This window comes from Flavobacterium difficile (assembly GCF_011392115.1).
In the GTDB taxonomy this organism is placed as follows: domain Bacteria; phylum Bacteroidota; class Bacteroidia; order Flavobacteriales; family Flavobacteriaceae; genus Flavobacterium; species Flavobacterium difficile.
Map to the genome: position 1 here is coordinate 96925 of NZ_JAAJBT010000003.1, position 17487 is coordinate 114411.

Annotated in this window: 21 protein-coding genes; 11 read left to right on the forward strand and 10 right to left on the reverse strand. The window is 31.4% G+C overall.

Features of this window, described 5'->3' with window-relative positions:
- Positions 1-3 precede the first annotated feature (3 nt).
- From G4D72_RS06490 to G4D72_RS06505, 4 genes are all read left to right on the forward strand, one after another.
- Positions 4-672, forward strand: coding sequence for a peptidoglycan DD-metalloendopeptidase family protein (locus G4D72_RS06490; protein ID WP_166076844.1), 669 nt, complete (start codon positions 4-6; stop codon positions 670-672).
- Between the two features lie 216 nt (positions 673-888).
- On the forward strand, positions 889-1707 hold the full coding sequence (locus tag G4D72_RS06495; protein ID WP_166076845.1) for a hypothetical protein: 819 nt from the start codon (positions 889-891) through the stop codon (positions 1705-1707).
- Positions 1708-1714: 7 nt separating this feature from the next.
- Positions 1715-2554 (forward strand): hypothetical protein, encoded by an 840-nt coding sequence (locus G4D72_RS06500; protein WP_166076846.1) that lies wholly within the window; start codon positions 1715-1717, stop codon positions 2552-2554.
- 19 nt (positions 2555-2573) lie between these two features.
- Positions 2574-3410, forward strand: coding sequence for a hypothetical protein (locus G4D72_RS06505; protein WP_166076847.1), 837 nt, complete (start codon positions 2574-2576; stop codon positions 3408-3410).
- 67 nt (positions 3411-3477) lie between these two features.
- Here G4D72_RS06505 and G4D72_RS06510 read toward each other — a convergent pair whose 3' ends face one another.
- From G4D72_RS06510 to G4D72_RS13480, 7 genes are all read right to left on the reverse strand, one after another.
- On the reverse strand, positions 3478-5685 hold the full coding sequence (locus G4D72_RS06510) for a TonB-dependent receptor (protein ID WP_166076848.1): 2208 nt from the start codon (positions 5683-5685) through the stop codon (positions 3478-3480).
- Positions 5685-6977 (reverse strand): tetratricopeptide repeat protein, encoded by a 1293-nt coding sequence (locus tag G4D72_RS06515; RefSeq protein WP_166076849.1) that lies wholly within the window; start codon positions 6975-6977, stop codon positions 5685-5687. The genes G4D72_RS06510 and G4D72_RS06515 overlap by 1 nt, the downstream gene beginning before the upstream one ends.
- Positions 6978-7042: 65 nt before the next feature.
- Positions 7043-7591, reverse strand: a complete 549-nt coding sequence (locus G4D72_RS06520; protein WP_166076850.1) for a DUF4331 family protein — start codon at positions 7589-7591, stop codon at positions 7043-7045.
- Positions 7592-7611: 20 nt separating this feature from the next.
- Complete coding sequence (locus tag G4D72_RS06525; protein WP_166076851.1) at positions 7612-8262, reverse strand: DUF4331 family protein; 651 nt, start codon at positions 8260-8262, stop codon at positions 7612-7614.
- A 154-nt stretch (positions 8263-8416) separates the two neighbouring features.
- Complete coding sequence (locus G4D72_RS06530; RefSeq protein WP_166076852.1) at positions 8417-8749, reverse strand: hypothetical protein; 333 nt, start codon at positions 8747-8749, stop codon at positions 8417-8419.
- Positions 8750-9062: 313 nt separating this feature from the next.
- Positions 9063-9212, reverse strand: a complete 150-nt coding sequence (locus G4D72_RS06535) for a hypothetical protein (RefSeq protein WP_166076854.1) — start codon at positions 9210-9212, stop codon at positions 9063-9065.
- A 116-nt stretch (positions 9213-9328) separates the two neighbouring features.
- On the reverse strand, positions 9329-9463 hold the full coding sequence (locus G4D72_RS13480; RefSeq protein WP_262887220.1) for a hypothetical protein: 135 nt from the start codon (positions 9461-9463) through the stop codon (positions 9329-9331).
- Positions 9464-9579: 116 nt separating this feature from the next.
- Between G4D72_RS13480 and G4D72_RS06540 the strand changes: the two genes are divergently transcribed.
- From G4D72_RS06540 to G4D72_RS06555, 4 genes are all read left to right on the forward strand, one after another.
- Positions 9580-9762: a hypothetical protein gene (locus tag G4D72_RS06540; RefSeq protein ID WP_166076855.1), complete on the forward strand. Its 183-nt coding sequence runs from the start codon at positions 9580-9582 to the stop codon at positions 9760-9762.
- A gap of 248 nt (positions 9763-10010) precedes the next feature.
- Positions 10011-10541 (forward strand): RNA polymerase sigma factor, encoded by a 531-nt coding sequence (locus G4D72_RS06545; RefSeq protein ID WP_166076856.1) that lies wholly within the window; start codon positions 10011-10013, stop codon positions 10539-10541.
- Between the two features lie 2 nt (positions 10542-10543).
- Positions 10544-11329, forward strand: coding sequence for an anti-sigma factor (locus tag G4D72_RS06550; protein WP_166076857.1), 786 nt, complete (start codon positions 10544-10546; stop codon positions 11327-11329).
- A gap of 84 nt (positions 11330-11413) precedes the next feature.
- Entirely contained in the window at positions 11414-11665 is a 252-nt protein-coding gene (locus G4D72_RS06555) for a hypothetical protein (RefSeq protein WP_166076858.1), read from the forward strand.
- Positions 11666-11731: 66 nt separating this feature from the next.
- Here the strand turns inward: G4D72_RS06555 and G4D72_RS06560 are convergent, their stop codons facing one another.
- The 3 genes from G4D72_RS06560 to G4D72_RS06570 all read right to left on the reverse strand — a co-directional run bounded on the left by G4D72_RS06560 (position 11732) and on the right by G4D72_RS06570 (position 14929).
- On the reverse strand, positions 11732-12625 hold the full coding sequence (locus G4D72_RS06560; RefSeq protein ID WP_166076859.1) for a DMT family transporter: 894 nt from the start codon (positions 12623-12625) through the stop codon (positions 11732-11734).
- Positions 12626-12703: 78 nt separating this feature from the next.
- The gene (gene galE, locus G4D72_RS06565; RefSeq protein ID WP_166076860.1) at positions 12704-13717 is read right to left on the reverse strand and encodes a UDP-glucose 4-epimerase GalE; all 1014 of its coding nucleotides are present in this window, start codon (positions 13715-13717) and stop codon (positions 12704-12706) included.
- Between the two features lie 81 nt (positions 13718-13798).
- On the reverse strand, positions 13799-14929 hold the full coding sequence (locus G4D72_RS06570) for a DegT/DnrJ/EryC1/StrS family aminotransferase (protein ID WP_166076861.1): 1131 nt from the start codon (positions 14927-14929) through the stop codon (positions 13799-13801).
- 97 nt (positions 14930-15026) lie between these two features.
- Here G4D72_RS06570 and G4D72_RS06575 point away from each other — a divergent pair, with 97 nt between their 5' ends.
- Genes G4D72_RS06575 through G4D72_RS06585 form a run of 3 tightly spaced genes read left to right on the forward strand, consistent with a single transcriptional unit; the run spans position 15027 to position 17484 of the window.
- Positions 15027-16280, forward strand: a complete 1254-nt coding sequence (locus tag G4D72_RS06575) for a 3-deoxy-D-manno-octulosonic acid transferase (protein ID WP_166076862.1) — start codon at positions 15027-15029, stop codon at positions 16278-16280.
- Positions 16277-17044 carry a hypothetical protein gene (locus G4D72_RS06580; protein ID WP_166076863.1) on the forward strand — a complete coding sequence of 256 codons (768 nt, stop codon included), beginning with the start codon at positions 16277-16279 and terminating at the stop codon, positions 17042-17044. Before G4D72_RS06575 ends, G4D72_RS06580 begins: the two co-directional genes overlap by 4 nt.
- Positions 17041-17484: a GNAT family N-acetyltransferase gene (locus G4D72_RS06585; RefSeq protein ID WP_166076864.1), complete on the forward strand. Its 444-nt coding sequence runs from the start codon at positions 17041-17043 to the stop codon at positions 17482-17484. The genes G4D72_RS06580 and G4D72_RS06585 overlap by 4 nt, the downstream gene beginning before the upstream one ends.
- The last annotated feature ends 3 nt before the right edge of the window (positions 17485-17487 follow it).

Genomic DNA, 17487 nt, shown 5'->3' on the forward strand with positions numbered 1-17487 from the left:
ATAATGGAACAGTTTTTTAAAAATATTCAAGCCGCTAAGGTTATTTCACCCGAAATTGAGTATTCGGAATATGTAGCGTTAGATTTATCCGTTACGAATTCAGATTTACAAAATCATAAATTAGAAACCGCTCAAGATTACGAAGTTTTTATTCAAAATCAATTGGAAGCCCATAATGGAAAAATCATGTATGGTGGTTATATCGAAACGCGAAATTTATACAAAAGAAGTACCGTTTTTAAAAATCCGAATGTAGAAGAAAGAAACATTCATATTGGTTTAGATTTGTGGATTAACGAACAAGCACCAATTTTCGCAGCTTTGGAAGGGAAAATTCACAGTTTTCAAAACAATACCGCTTTAGGCGATTATGGTCCGACTATAATTTTAGAACATGAAATTGATAATTTCAAATTTCATACTTTGTACGGACATTTGAGTGAAGTCAGTTTGGAAGGAAAAAAAGTGGGTGATACGGTTCAAAAAGGACAACAAATTGCAACTTTAGGCTTGCCGCCAATTAATGGCGATTACGCACCTCATTTACACTTCCAACTTATCATAGATATGCAAGAGAAATTTGGTGATTATCCTGGCGTTTGTAGTGAAACTACGCTAGCTTTTTATAAACAGAATTGTCCAGATCCGAATGGGTTATTAAAAATTGTTTAATATTTTATAAGTTAAACAAAACCAGTTTCCTGGCACATCTGTATTTTTAAATTCATAAAATATAAAGTCATTTATAAAGTATAATGTAATATTTTAGTTAATTTTTTATTAATTTTAATTTTTAAAAGAAAAATTGATTAACTTTATAAAAAAAAAAACTATACATAGTAATTTAAAGATTATAACACCCAATAATTTTTTATTAAACTTAAATCTATGTGTAAATTAGTTAAATTGATTTTGATTTTATCTTCTGTAAAATTATTTTCACAGGTTGCTATCGGTGGGTCTCAAATTCATAAAGATGCTCAGTTAGAATTAGTAAGTTCCTCTCAAGGACTTCTTGTTCCTAGGGTATTGCTAACAAGTGTAATGGATGCATCACCTTTGTCAGTTCATGTTCAAGGAGTTGTTGTTTACAATAAAATGGCAAATGGAATTGGTGTAAACCGAGTAGTCTCAGGTTTGTATTATAATGATGGGGCTAAATGGATTTTATTTGTGCCCAATTCTACAAAAATTGGTGACATAAAGTATAGTTTTTCCTCTACTGATCATGACGGTTGGTATTTGCTAGATGGAAGGTTAATTGCTACTTTACCTTCAAATGCACAATTAAACGCAAGTAGTTTAGGTCAAACTATCCAACTAATTGATGCAACTGATCGTTTTTTAAAAGGCAAAGCTAACTCTGATGTTGTCGGATCTTTAGCAGGTTCAAAAGATTTTTTGATTTCTCAAGCCAATTTACCTAATGTTACTTTTACTGGATCAACTAGTAATGGCGGTTCGCATACACATCTAGTAGATAGCTACATAGGTTTCCAAAGTATAGGTTTACTTTCCACAAGTATTTTAACTCTCTTTTCCATTGAACAAGTAGCAAAAGATGAAGTTCATACTACTAATAAAACTACAGGTAATTCGGGGGATCATGTACATAACGTTACTGTTTCTTCTAATGGTTTAAATGTACCTGTGGAACGAGTGCCATCTTATATGGCGACAAATGTTTTTATTTATTTAGGAAAATAATTGGACTATGATGAAAAATTATATTTATCTATTTGTTTTAATTTTTGTTGAATCAAATGGTCAAGTCGGAATTGGTACTACAACTCCACATGATGATGTTGCTTTAGAAGTTTTTAGTACAGATAAAACTATCTTAATTACTAAAGTTAATTTAGAGAATACGAATTTGTCAAAACCATTGACTACTCATGTAGCAGGAATGATTGTCTACAATACAAATACCGCTGGAAGTGGTGATACAGCAGTAACTCCGGGTTTGTATTACAATAATAGTGTTAAATGGGTACGACTAGAGCCTATTTCAATTCAGATTGGTGACATAAAGCATAGTATAGCTACTGAAGATCACTTAGGTTGGTATATGTTAGATGGTAGATCTTTAAGCACCTTACCAATTCTTGCTCAAGTTAACGGGACTAGTTTAGGTTTTAGTACTCATCTGCCAGACGCTACAGATAAAATTTTAAAAGGTAAATCATTGTCTGAATCATTAATTCAAACTGGTGGTTCTAATACGGTTATTATTTCACAAGCCAATTTACCTAATATAGTTTTTTCTGGTACTACATCTTCTGATGGAGAACACGATCATGGCTATGTAGACCAACATAATTCAGCAATTGAAAATATAAATGTTGTTTACGGTTTATTAGGTATTTTGTCAGGAGTAGCTTTAAATGTTTTAAATTCAAATATTGGTAATAAAACGCCAGCAACCCAACTTTCCAATTCAAGTAGTTCTGGTAATCACACTCATACTGTAACGGTCCAAAGTGGAGGAAATAACATGCCGTTACCAAGCGTCAAAAAAATGGCTACCAACACATTTGTATATTTAGGTGAATAATCTTGTAATCCCATTAAAGATGAAAAAAAATTCTTATTTCATTATCTGTTTTTACGTTTGTTTGAATGGATTTTCACAAAATGTTGGTATTGGTACAATAACACCAAACATAAATGCTATATTAGATATTTATAGTGAAAATCAAGGTTTTTTGCCCACACGCAGTGTATTGGTGCAAACTATTTTGCCAAATCCACTTTCTCAGCATAGTCCAGCTATGATAACTTATAATACTTTTGAATCGCAAACTTATACTCCAGTTTCAGTTCATGATGGGTTATATTATAATGATGGAGCGCAGTGGAATATGGCGGGTCCCAATGCTATTATGTTTGGTGATATTAAGCATTCTTTAGCAACTACTGATCATAATGGTTGGTATTTATTAGATGGAAGATCCATTGCATTGCTTCCTACAACAGCCCAAAGTAATGCTATTTCTATAGGACTAAGTGGAAATTTAATTAATATGGATGATAGTTTCATTAAGACCAAAACCCCTACGGATAATATGGGAAACATAACAGGCTCAAATCAAATTGTTTTAACACAAGCACATCTGCCAAATGTGAATTTTTCAGGAATAACAGCTCTTGCTGGAAATCATCATCATGAATATAGCGATCAATATAGTCCAATACAATCTTTAGGTTTAGCAACAAATGTATTAGCTTTACTTCCAATTATAAATGTGAATGTTGGAAGACCAGAAAATCTTACTGCAACCTTATTTTCCTCAACGTCATCTGGTGATCATTCGCATACGGTCAATGTTAATTCTGGTGGATTGGATGTGCCAATTGAAGCAACACCTAAACACATAGTAACAAATGTTTTTATTTATTTAGGCGAATGAATAAAGAAACCTCGTCAAGTAAAACAAGACGAGATTTCAAACTTAAAAAAACAACAATTATATTAAATTAAAAGGTATACGTTATTTTTCCTTTTATAAAGAAGGGCGTACCTGGTGTAAAGTGAATTTCCTCTACCGCTTGCGTTTCATTTTGTAATTGAGATTCGGTAGCAAATTGGGTTTCATTCCATTTGGTGTTGAATAAATTTTCAATTATAATTCCATAATTCATTTTTTTGTATTGGTAATTCAGGTTAAAATCTGACACAAAATAGCCTTTTGCAACAATCGAATTGTCTTCATTTGCGGGACGCGATTTTAAATATCTGTAATTTAAACTTGAAGAAAATCCTTTGTAATTGGTTACACTAATTCCTCCAGTTGACGTTAAATCTGGAGCTAAAGGAATATAATTTTGTCCTTCAGGTTCATCCGTGCTTCTGGCATAGGTGTAATTAATATCGGAATTCAAATTGATGAATTTTGACACTTGGTATCTAAATCCAAAATCGATTCCCATTCTTTTTGTTTTTCCGCTTGGTTCTACAATTCCTGCATCACCAACATATACAAACTCCTGATCTAGGTGTAAAAACCACAACGCACTATTAATAATTAAGTTATTCATAGGTTTGAAAATCGTTCCCAAATCCGCTCCTGCAGAAGTAGGTAGGGTTTTTTTGTCGGTTTGTGAAACAATTACACGTGTGTCATTAGAGTGAAAGCCTAAACCAGATTTTACAAAAAATTGTACCTTGTTGTTTGGGGCAAAAAGGAAGTTTAGTTTAGGCGAGATTTTCACTTTTTCTTCATTGTTAATTTGGAATTTTGGAGCTAATTTGTCTAAATAGGAAAATTGAAAATAATCTAATCTAATGGCTGGATTAATGGTAAAATTTCCTAATTCAATATCTGTATTTATATAACTGAAATAATTTTTCTGATTGATGTTTCCTAATTTCAACTGATTAATTGTTGTGATTCTATTTTTAGTATTAGCTAATTCGCTGTCTTTCGTTTCATCAGCTCTTAATCCAAATCCAACTTGATAAGTGCTTTTAGAATTGTCAATTTTTTTGTTGAATTCTCCATTGAAACCGTAAATTGTTCTGTTTTCTTTTTGTTTGATTTGATCTCCATCGATTGGATTATTTAAGAAAAATGTAAAATTTGAATACAATTCGAATTGGTAGTTATTATAATACGTGTTTCCTTTGAAATATAAATTTTCAGAAATAGGCTTATAATATTCGAAATTCAAATTACTTCTAGATGTTTTTCCACCTTCCGTATCATCTACAGCACCAAATCTTGAGATAATTCCAGCGTCAACTAAACGTTGCGGAATTTGTCCTGATGCTGTCCATTCACTTGAAAATTGAGAAGCAGTTGCAGAAAACTTACTTTTATCTTCAAATACATTGGTAAATTTTCCAAATAAATTCAATCTTCTAAAATTTTGACTAGAAACGTATGGTCCGTCAAAAGTGATGTATTCACTTGCTATGAAAGCACTTTGGTTGTTGTTTTTTGGTAATAAATTGAACATTCCAAGCGTTCTAATAGTGTTGAATTTACCAACTTCTAAACTGATTGCATTGTTGTCAATTTTTTCTTTAGTTTTGAAAGCGACATAACCAGCTGTGGCAAAATCGCCTTTATCTGCATAATAACTTCCTTTGCCAAAATCAATTTTATCTAAGGTTTCTGGAATGACAAAATGCAAATCTGCATAACCTTGTCCGTGAGCGTGAGAAACCATATTTACAGGCATCCCATCTACAGAAAGTGCGATGTCAGTTCCGTGATCAATATCGAATCCTCGTAAAAATATTTGTTCTGCTTTTCCACCACCAGCGTGTTGTCCGATGAATAAACCAGGAACTTTACGCAATATTTCTTGTGAAGAATTTACGGGTGAATTTTGTAAATCTAACTTCATAATTTGAGAAATAGCATTGTTTTTTTTAGAAATTACAATTTCTTCAATGTTAAAAGATGAACTATATAAAACTATTTTCTTTTCTTCACCATTAACGACTTGTGTTTTCTTTTTAAAACCTAAAGCTGTAATGGTTAAAATGTCATTATTTGAAGTTTTATCTAATATAAATTTTCCGTTTTCGTTCGTATGTGCGTGTGATTTTGTAGTTTCGTTGTATACGTAAGCATTTTCAATGATATTTCCCAAAGTATCCATGACTACACCTTCTTTTTGTTGGGAAAAAGCTAAAGTGCTCAGTAAAAATAAAATGATTTGAAAAGTTTTATTCATTATAGTTTTTCAATTTTTTCTTTCATATTCGGACCTAACTCATAAATACTTGACAATAAATCTTCTTTAATTGGAATAATTTTATCATTCATTTTGTTGGCTTTATATATTTCGGCCAAGTGATAATTTATGTCGGGTTCAAATGATTTGTTAATAATATGTTTTTCACAAATATCTAACGCTTTTTTGGTATTTCCTAAATTAAAGTTGGCCCAAGCTAATAAATCGTAAGATTCAGGTGTTGGTCGGTTCTTAATTTCTTCATAAGCAATTTCTAAAGCTTTTGCAGCATCTTTCTTGTTGTCTGCATAAAGTATGGCGTTATATTTATTATACATTACTCCGTAATTTCTACTTTTTAATGCATTGAAATAATCGTTTATATTCTTAGTTTTATCTGCTTCATTTTTATCAAATTCTGCCATTTCTGCTTTAAATAATTTAAAATCTGGCGAATTATGTTTTTGGGCTATTGCATCGATAATTCGGTTGGCTTCTTTGGTGTTTTTTTCATGCGAAAAAGCAATCCAAGCAATCCTTTTTAATGCATAATAATAGTTTTTATCTTCTTTTAGGGTTTTCAAATAAAAAGCATAGCTTTCTTCAATTCTTCCAGCATGTCCATACATATCGCCTAAGTTTGAATACGACCAAATTTTTAAAGTTTTATCTTCACTCAATTCTGCTTTTTGGGTAGCTTTTTCCATTAAAGTTATGGCTGTTGGTAAATCTCCTATATGATCATTCCATTTGGCCATTCTAATTAAATAATCGAAGTCTTCCGGATTATAAAATTTGGATAGGTTTTTTTTAGCTTCGGTATAATTTCCAAGTTCCATGTTTACATCAAAAAGCAACTTTTGTGTTTCTTTGAATCCTTCACCGATTTTTAGGGCTTTGTTGGCTAAAATTAGCGCTTCTTTAAAACGATGTTGCGTAATGTAGTTTTTTGCTAAAGCACGAATAGCACGCACTTCTGAATACTTTAATTCGGAATTAGCTTTTAATAATAATTCTTCTGCTTTATACAAATGATTTACTTCAAAAGTAGCCTCAAACAAAGAAGTATAATAGAATGCGAGTTGACTTAGATAGCTTGTTTGGTTCGAATCTGCATTGTATTTTTTTTGCCAAAAATTAATTTCTGATTCCGCTAATTTTATGTTTTTATCTTCTGAAATATTCAGGTAACTGTTATAGTCTGAAGCATTAGTTATTTTGTTTTTTTCTTTAGAACAACCATAGATAATAGTTGTAATAAGTACTATTTTTAAAAGATTAGCTACTTTCATTGTTTAGTTTTTTAGTTTTTTTAAAAATAGTATGCACAATATTACTTGTGCACACTAGAATATTTTTACCATGCAGCAGCTAAGTAAGGGAAAGCTGGTAGAAAAGGTTTGTCATTTGCATTAACATGATCTGATGTTAAGTTTGGGTTTGAACCACCAGTTGGCCCACCGAAAATTAAAAGTAATTCTACATCTATTACGTCATCAGCTAAAGCTCTTCCGGTTAAAACGTTTGTTCCGTCAAAAAATGTTGTCGTTCCAGTTTTTGAAACTCCTAATACATCTGTTGCTAATAAGCTTGTAAATGCTGCAGCAGTCTGTCCTAAAGCATTAGTTGTATAACCAGGGTTTAAGGCCAATAATCTCGATTGAAAAACCGATTGATAATTAGCACCCATTGCAGATGGCGTTGTAGTATTGAATGCGTCTTTTGGTGCTCCCGATGCAATAAATACGGTATTAATTGCAGGACGTGCCATTTGGTCTTTTTGCACATAAGTTCCTGAGAAATCTGTTTGTTCTTCAGCAGTAACAGTATCATCATTATTACAACTTACAAATGTAGTTACTGCAAGAATTGATAAAGTCAGAAATTTTATTGAATTTATTTTCATTTGTTTCATTTTATGAATTATTATTGTTTTTGTTTTGTTTCAGCCCAAACATTAATTGAAGTACTAGTGCCTAGCATGGATTTTGGAACTTCTACTACTGTAGATAAAACGTTAGTTCCTGCAAAAGTATCTGTCCCTGGGTTGTTGAATCCTGATGCAGTTCCACCTAAAATGGCTTGAAATCTCCCTAGGTCAAAAAAGAATGGATCATCCCTTGGTCCTGCGAAAAATTTCATTCCTCCTGAAGTTGAAATGATTGCTGGGCTACCATATTGAGAAATTTCTACTGAGCCAGCTGCGTTAGCTGTTTTAATTGTACTGCTTATTCCTGGTGTTCCTGGAGCAACCGGACCGAAAAAGAACATTTTGTTGCCTCTTTTAATCGCTTGAATTACTAAATCTTCAACATTGTCACCATTGTTATCGATGTTAATTTCCGTTAATACATTTTCTTTAAATGTTGCTGCTCCTGTGGTCCCTGGAGTTAGTAATCCAGCTGAGTTTACAACAAATACTAAGTTGTTAGTATCTGCTCCTTGGAATGCATATACATCTGTAATGTCGTTTCCTGTATTAGATACACCTGGCGAATCGATATGATCTGCCGCTACTAATAATAAACCTGTTAAAGCAATTAACGAAAGGCTTATATACAATTTTGTTTTTTTCATTTTAATTTATATCAATTTGATTATACTTTAACCTACGTAGAAAGGATGTGTTTTGGTTTTCAATAAGTTAGAGAAAGTGATGAAGTTCTTGGAAAGCAACATCTTAACTTGTGGTATTAAGATGTTTAAGAGTATTTTATAAAAAAGATACGAGTTATTTTAGTTTTCTTTCATCAGTTTCATGTTTTGCATCTGTTTGTTTTTCCGGATTTAATTGGTTTGGTCCGATAGTAAAACGGATATCTACATGCTTCGATTGAATTTTTCGGTTGACATCAATAACATTAGCTCTATAAGCTACTAGGTTCCATGAAAAAAAAACATTTGATTTTCCGTTGTCTAATTCTTTAACTTTAAAGCCGTTTATTGTTATTTCAGTTTCAGCACCATTGCAGTCACCTTTTAGTGGAATGAAAACTTTCAAAGGGTGTTTTTCATCTTTTTGAGTTAGTTTGCTTAGCAGCATATCAATTACAATATAAGCCACTCCATTTATAAGTTTTCCTGTTCCGAACTCTTCAAATAAAGTTTCTGGTGTTTCGGTTGCATGTAAAATTCTGTTATTACCTTGTTCATCTTTCCCCCTTATTTATAAAGACCCACCACTTAAAACTTAGAATGATGTTCCATTATTTCTTGCGCCCATAAAAACAAAAATTTGTTGTTGAGGTATTGACATCAATATGTCTACCAGATGCTACATCTCTTCATGAATCAGTTCCACCTGTAAAATAGTCAATGTCTTTTCATGTAATTCTGGCAAATGGCCCGTTATTTGTATGTAAATTACCATCTTGATCCTATTCAAAATATACGGCAGTATAATCTATTTCCTTACCTTTTCCCACACCACGAGCAAATACACCTATGTTTCCTTGTCTAGATATTTCAATAGATTCTACGGGCAATTCTGTGAAAGTTGTTCTACCTCCAATACCTAAAATTCCCACAACAATTGTAGTTGAGCTTGCAGCAGATACAGCACTTATACCGATAACCCCTCACCACCATTTGCATCTAAATTTCCTCTGTCTATAACAAATAGAGTACCGGTAGGATTTAAATTTTAAATGATTCTAGTTGATTTTGAGCTATTTACAGATAAGTCAACTTGTGCAGATCCAGTATTTATTGTAGTGAAGGTGTTTGCTTGAGTAGCAGCAGTTCCAACAATAACTTGGCCATCATTTTCAACAGTCATTCTAAGAGTGGCATTTGTCCTTTTTTGAAGGTTTTAGTTATTAGAAGTTCCAATATATTTTGTCCTTAGGAAGTTTCAGCATTTCTAGTTAAACTCCAATTTTGTTCAGATGTAAAGTGAAATACAATCCCTGTGTAGCGATTTTGTATACCAAAACACTAGTTGCTGGTGCTGTTGGTAATAGTGTTGCAAGTAATGATGTAGTTAAAGATACTCTAGGTATAAGTAAGACTTTATTATTTGATTCTATTTGTAATTGTACACCATTTTCAAAAGTTGGAGTTCCAATATCAACTTAAGCAAATGAAAAATTTAAAGTGAATATTGCTGAAATAAATAATAATTTTTTTCATGTAGATTTTTATTTTTAGGTTATATTTTTTCACTTTCGTAAAAAAGTTTTGGTTTTAAGCACTTTTATTACTTAAAATTCAATTTTATTTTTTTGAAAAAATATTAGTGGACAAAAACGAATGCTAATTGTTTAAAATAGAAGAGTTTTTGGTTTTTTTTGCATAAATTTGTAAAAACTATAAATTATAATCTAATGAGTCAAGAAGAAGTATTAAGCCTAATTGAAAAAAAAGATGGGAAAGCATATACCTATCTGTATAATATGTATTCTAAAAGTTTATTTGCCGTAATTTCTAATCTAATTAAAAATAGAGAGGAAGCTGAAGATGTATTGCAAGATGTGTTTGTGAAAATTTGGACAAATATTGAGTCTTATAATACTGAAAAAGGAAGATTATACACTTGGATGTTAAATATTACTAGGAATACAACCATTGATAAAATGCGGTCTAAGGGATATAATAAGTCATTAAAAAACCAAGACATAGATAATTTCGTAGGTATGATAGATAACGAGAATAAATTTATAAATAAAATTGATATCATTGGAGTTAGTGAGTTTATTAAAAAGCTAAAACCAAAGTGTATTCAAATTATAGATTTGTTGTTTTTTAAAGGATATACTCAGGCTGAAACTTCTGAAGAATTGGAAATGCCTTTAGGTACAGTAAAAACTTTAAATAGAACTTGTATCAACGATTTAAGAACTTATTTACAAGTGTAATTATGAAAAATAAAGAATTAATTGAGTCTGGTAATTTAGAGTTGTATGTGTTTGGTTTATTGTCTGAGACCGAAACTGCTGAAGTTGCAAAGATAGCATCGGAAGATGATGAGGTAAACAAAGAAATAGTATCTATAGAGAAATCTGTAATTGCTTTATCTTCTAGTTTTGCACCTTCATTGTCTGCTGAAAATTATAATAGAATAAAGCAAAAATTAAACATTGAGACGAAAGTTGTACAGTTTAAACCGAAATCTAATATTAGTCAATATATAGGTTGGATGGCTGCCGCAGTATTTTTATTAGGCTGTGGTTATTTGTTTAATTTACAACAAAATGGTGTTAGTGAAATTGATGAATTACTAAACCAGAAAAGTGCTTTAGAACAAACAGTTTCTGCAAAAGAAAAATTAAACAATCAAATAAATACATCATACTCTGTTATTAAGGACGAGAATAATGTGGTGGTTAAATTAGCGGGTCAAGCAATTTCACCAACTTCCTCTGCAAAAGTTTACTGGAACAATAAAACGAATAAAGTTTTTATAGATGCTTCAAGTTTACCAACTCCACCAGACGGAATGGTTTATCAAGTTTGGTCGTTAAAATTAGCGCCAACATTAACACCAACAAGTATTGGTTTAATTGATAATGCAGAAGATAAAATGAAATATTTAATTGAAGTGGATGGTACTGTTGGAGCGGAAGGTTTTGGTATTACTTTAGAGCCGGCAGGTGGAAGTAAAACACCAACAATGGAACAATTATATACTTTAGGAAAAGTATAAAATAGCAGCCTTTATTTTTTGGCACGCAATTTGAATATCGGTTTATAAGTTCAAAAATATATTAACTTATTTATCACAACCAAAATGAAAAAAACAATTTTAGGTTTAGCATTCGTTGCTGCCGTTTTAGTTTCTTGCGAGGACAAAAACAAAAAAGAAGTAGAAAACAAAGTAGATTCTTTGGAAGCTAAAACAGAACAAGTAATTGATACTGCTGCTGCAAAATTAGAAAAAGCTGTTGATTCTACACAAGCAAAAGCTGGAGAAGCTCTAGAGAAAGGTGCTGAAAAGTTAGATGAAGCCGCAAACAAATTGAAAGAAGCTGCAAAAAAGTAATTCTTTTTAAAACAATGAAATCCCAATGTAAATTGGGATTTTTTTATTCATACAAATGAATGCTTTCTATTTTTTTCCTTTGTAATTAATGACAAAAACGCCAATTATTATCAAAACTACAGCTATTAGGAAATCTTTCGTAACTACCTCATTTTTAAAAAACCAACCTAAAAAAACGGCGATTATAGTATTTACATATGTTAATATAGAAACCTGAATAGGAGTAACTTTTTGTAATGCATATTGATAGCAAAATAAAGTAACAACTGAACCAAATATAGCTAAATAAACAACTGAACCAATACTTGCAGCAGACCAGTTTTCAATATTTGATTTATCATGAAATACAAGTGATAAAATAATTTGTAGTGCTGCAGCTAATGAAAATTGATAAAATAAGTTTAAGGTTAAATTATTAGGTTGATTGTTAATTTTCTTAGAGTAAATAGTGCCTAAGCCCCAACTTAAAATAGCGATACTTAAAAATAATACACCCGTTTTATAGTTGGGGTTTAAAATATCTCCTAAACCATCTTTAAAAATAAAAAGAACTCCAGAAAAACCAAGTAAAACTCCCAGAAATCCTTTATAAGTTGGTTTTTGTAATTGAAAACCAATACTTAATAAAAAGATAACTACGGGATTAATGGCGCTAATTATAGATGTTAATCCTGACGGTAAGGATTGTTCAGCAATTGTTGTAAATCCATTTGCAAAGACTAACATTAAAACAGATAAAGTAAGTTGTTGTTGTAATGATTTCCAACCAATCCAACTAAATGTTTTCTTAAATAATAAAATTAGAAGTACAATTACTGCTGCAAGTAGGTTTCTAATGGCAGTAGAATACCACGGTGGAATGGTTTCAACAGCAATAGAAATGCCTAAAAATGTGGTTCCCCAAACTATTCCTACAATAAGCATAGAGAGCATTAGTTTGAAATCAATATTTTTAGGCATTTTATATTTTTTTATAAGTATTTTTCTGAAAACTGAAAACTGTGACTGGGACTGAGACTGAAAACAGAGACTCAAAAATTAACTCCTAATTTTTTGTTCCCATTTCCAAGCGCTTGCTAAACTTTCGTCTAAACTTGAGGCAGCTTTCCAGCCTAAAATGTTGTTGGCTTTGTCTGTATTCGCATAAGCTTCTGTAATATCGCCCTCGCGTCGACCAACAATTTTATAATTTAATTTTTCTCCAGAAACTTTTTCAAAAGATGTAATCACTTCTAAAACCGAACTACCAGTTCCCGTTCCTAAATTAAAAGTTTCTACTTTTTCAATATTTTTTTTATTTAATAAACGTTGCATCGCAATAACGTGAGCTTTTGCTAAATCGACTACATGAATATAATCTCTAATTGCAGTTCCGTCTGGTGTGGGATAATCGTTTCCGTAAACTGAAAGTTCTTTTCTCAAACCAAAAGCAGTTTGCGTAATAAATGGAACTAAATTTTGTGGTACTCCTAAAGGTAGTTCACCAATTTCAGCCGATTCGTGTGCGCCAATCGGATTGAAATATCTTAAAAGTATCGAGTTTAACTTCGACACTTTAGCTGTATCGATAATGATTTCTTCACCAATTTGTTTCGTATTTCCGTAAGGTGACATTGCCGGTTGTACCGAAGCATTTTCTGTAATCGGCATCACTTCGGCTTGACCGTAAACTGTACAAGAAGAACTGAAAATGAAATTTGATTGCTCTAGTTTTGTGATTTCTTGCAACACATAAACTAAAGTGTTAATATTATTCTCATAATACAATAACGGGTTTTCAACACTTTCACCAACAGCCTTACTAGCTGCAAAATGAATTACTCCAGATATATCAGAATGGGTTGCAAAGAAATCTTGAACTACTGTTTTCTCTCTCAAATCGATATTGTAAAAAATCGGTTTTTTTCCTGTAATGCGCTCAATACCATCTAAAACTTCAATGGAAGAGTTGGATAAATTGTCAATGGCAATAACTTCAAAACCTTCATTTTGTAGCTCAACAACTGTGTGTGAACCAATAAAACCTAAACCTCCTGTAACTACTATTTTCATATTCTTTCGCAAAGACACAATTTATCGCGTGTCATATTTTTAATAAAAAGACGTGATGAATTACGTCTCTACAGATTCATTTTATTTTAAAAAATTTAAAACCGTATCGGTAATAAATTTTATTTGTTCGTCGTCTAATTCGGTATGCATAGGTAATGCAATCACTTCTTTACATAACTGATTGGTTACTGGAAAATCTTCTTCTTTATAACGAACATCCGCGTAAGCTTTCTGGCTGTGTAAAGGAATTGGATAATAAATGGCACATGGAATTCCTTTCTCTTGTAAATGAGCCAATAATCCATCGCGTTTTCCATTTGTAATTCGAATTACGTATTGATGAAATACATGACAATCGCAAGTTTCGCAAATAAATGGTGCCCAAATATTAGGATTCACACTTAAAGCTAAACTATATTTTCTGGCTGCATCTTGACGGGCTTTGTTATATGTATCCAAATGAGGTAACTTGGCTTTTAAAACACCAGCCTGAATACTGTCTAAACGAGAGTTTACACCTACCACATCATGATGATACCTTTCGTACATTCCATGATTTACGATGCCTCGGATAATATGAGCTAAATTGTCGTCATTAGTAAAAATAGCTCCACCATCTCCATAACAACCTAAATTTTTAGAAGGGAAAAATGATGTTGCCGCCACATGTCCGATCGTTCCTACTTTCTTTTTTACGCCATCTTTATTTGTGTAATCTGCTCCAATAGCTTGTGCATTGTCTTCAATTACATATAAATTATGTTCGTTGGCAATTTCCATAATCGCATCCATATTGGCAGCACGACCAAATAAATGTACTGGTACGATAGCTTTTGTTTTTGGAGTAATTGCTTTTTTAATTCCTTCAAGGGAAATATTCATATTATTTTTATCAACATCAACCAAAACTGGAGTCAATTGTAATAAAGCTATCACTTCAACTGTAGCTGCAAATGTAAAATCTGCAGTTATTACTTCATCACCAGGCTGTAATCCTAATCCCATCATGGCAATTTGAAGCGCATCCGTACCATTAGCGCAAGGAATGACATGTTTTACGCCTAAATAATTTTCTAAATCAGCTTGAAACTGATGTACTAAAGGGCCATTTATATAGGTGTTGTTTTCTAAAACATCTTGAATGGAAGCGTTAACTTCGTCTTTTATTTTTTCGTATTGACTTTTTAAGTCAACCATTTGTAGTTTTTTCATAATCCTAATATAATTAAGTGTAGCAAAAGTAAGAAATTCTGCTTACATATTTTGAGTTACATAAAAGAAACGTAATTTAGCCACATAAATTATTTTTATGCTTTTTATTTATAACCTTATTGTGCTTTTTGCTAGTCAAATTTTAAGAGTTTTAGCGCTTTTTAGTCCTAAAATGAAATTATTTGTAGCAGGTAGAAAGTCTGTTTTTTTTACATTAAAAAATAACATTCATGCTGAAGATAAAGTCTTTTGGTTTCATGCGGCATCTTTAGGTGAATACGAGCAAGGTTTACCCGTAATTGAAAACGTTAAAGCGCAATTTCCAAATCATAAAATTGTTATTACTTTTTTTTCACCTTCGGGTTATGAAGTCCGAAAAAATAATGCAATTGCAGATGTTACCGTTTATTTGCCTTTAGATTCAAAAGCCAATGCTAAACAATTTTTAGATTTAGTGCATCCAGAAAAGGTATTTTTTATTAAGTACGAATTTTGGCCAAATTATTTAAATCAGTTGAAAGAAAGAAATATTTCTACTTATCTAATTTCAGGAATTTTTCGAGAAAATCAAGTTTTTTTTAAATGGTATGGCGGTTTTTATAGAAAGGCTTTGAAGTCATTCAATTATTTTTTTGTTCAGAATGAAAAATCAAAAACTTTATTGCAATCGATAGGTTTTACCAACGTGAAAGTTTCAGGAGATACCCGTTTTGATAGAGTAGTGGCGATTTTAGAAAAAGACAATACTCTAGATTTTATCGAACAATTTAAAAATAACCAAACCACAATTGTAATTGGTAGCAGTTGGCCTAAAGATGAAGAGTTGTTGGTGAATTTTATCAATCAAGCTGCGGAACATGTAAAATTTATCCTCGCACCACATAATATTAAATCGGAACAAATTCAGAATTTGAAACAATCCATTACAAAACCAACGATTCTGTTTTCGGAATATTCGTCAAGTAATGTAGAGACGCGATTAATCGCGTCTTTACAAGATTATAACGTTTTCATCATCGACACCATTGGTATTTTAACCAAAATTTATTCTTACGCTGATATTGCCTATGTGGGCGGTGGTTTTGGAAATCCGGGTGTGCATAATATTTTAGAACCCGCTACTTTTGGCATTCCGATAGTAATTGGCTCTAATTATTCTCACTTTGCAGAAGCTACAGCTTTAGTTGGTTTAGAAGGTTGTATCTCAGTTAAAAATCAAACAGAATTAAATGAAGCCTTTGACTTATTGTTGCAAAATGAAGACGAACGCTACGAAAAAGGTCATATTTGTAGCACATTTGTTCAAATGAATAAAGGCGCTACAGCTAGTATTTTAAAAGCAGTTGTATGATGAGGTTTTTTGTTTTGTTTTGTGTTTTTTGGTTGCAATTTACTTTTTCACAAGAAAATATAGTCACAGAAAAAAATAAGATAAAAGGAAGAGAATTGGCAAAAAGAAGAAATCAAGTTTACGATAGTTTAACCATGAATTTTGAAGCTATAGTTAATGATTCTCTTGTTAAAGATAAGTTGGTTTTAGAAAAGGCCAATGAAGCTATTGGTTCTTATTTTTATAGAGTATATCCAAAATATACATTTGGAAATTATGTTGATTTGAAACGTATTTTGGAAGCATTAGGTTATGATTTTCTACATGCAAGTATTGATGAAGCAATTAAAAACGAATTGTATTATGTTTTTTACAAAGGAAATTTAAAAAGTGAAGAAGGAATTAAAACTTTTGAAAAGAAACTCTTCAACAAGTTACAGTTGGAAAAAGTAATACAACTTGAAAAATTTTCTACATATAATGTGTCAATTATTAATTCTTTATTGATAAAATCTGTGGAAAGAGATTATAAAAATGTTTTTGATCAGCAAGAAAATAGACTTTATTTCTCTGGTAAAATTAAGCAATTTGTAAACGCTTTAAACGGTTTCTTTCCCAGTAAAATTTTCTTAATTGAAAATAGCGATGAGGAACATTTATATGATATCAATATTGATGTTTCTTCACTAGAGAAGTGTTTGGAAGAAATGAAGTTTTTAGGCTTTGTGATTGAAGAAAAAACGGAAATGTTACAGCATACTTATTTTAAACTAAAATCAAAATGATAACTTTTCAAGATATACAACAAAATCAAATTGAGGAAGTTGTTAGTATGATGCAAGATTTTTATGCGATTGATAATTATCCGATTGACAGTAAACTATCGAAACAACTTTTTGAAACCTTCATTGCAAATTCTAATTTAGGAAAAGCTTGGCTGATTTTTAAAGATGAAGATGTAATTGGATATGTAATTTTAACCTTTATTTTTAGCTTTGAATACAAAGGAATATTGGCTTTTTTAGATGAATTATATATAAAAAAGGAATACCAAGGGAAAGGATTCGGAAAGCAAGCGGTTCAGTTTATTCAAAAAGAAAGTTCACAATTAAATGTTAAAATGCTTTACTTAGAAGTAGAAGAGCATAATGAAAAGGCACAAAAATTGTATCTTGCTCACGATTTTGAAATTCATAATCGAAAAATATTAAAACATAAATTATAATAG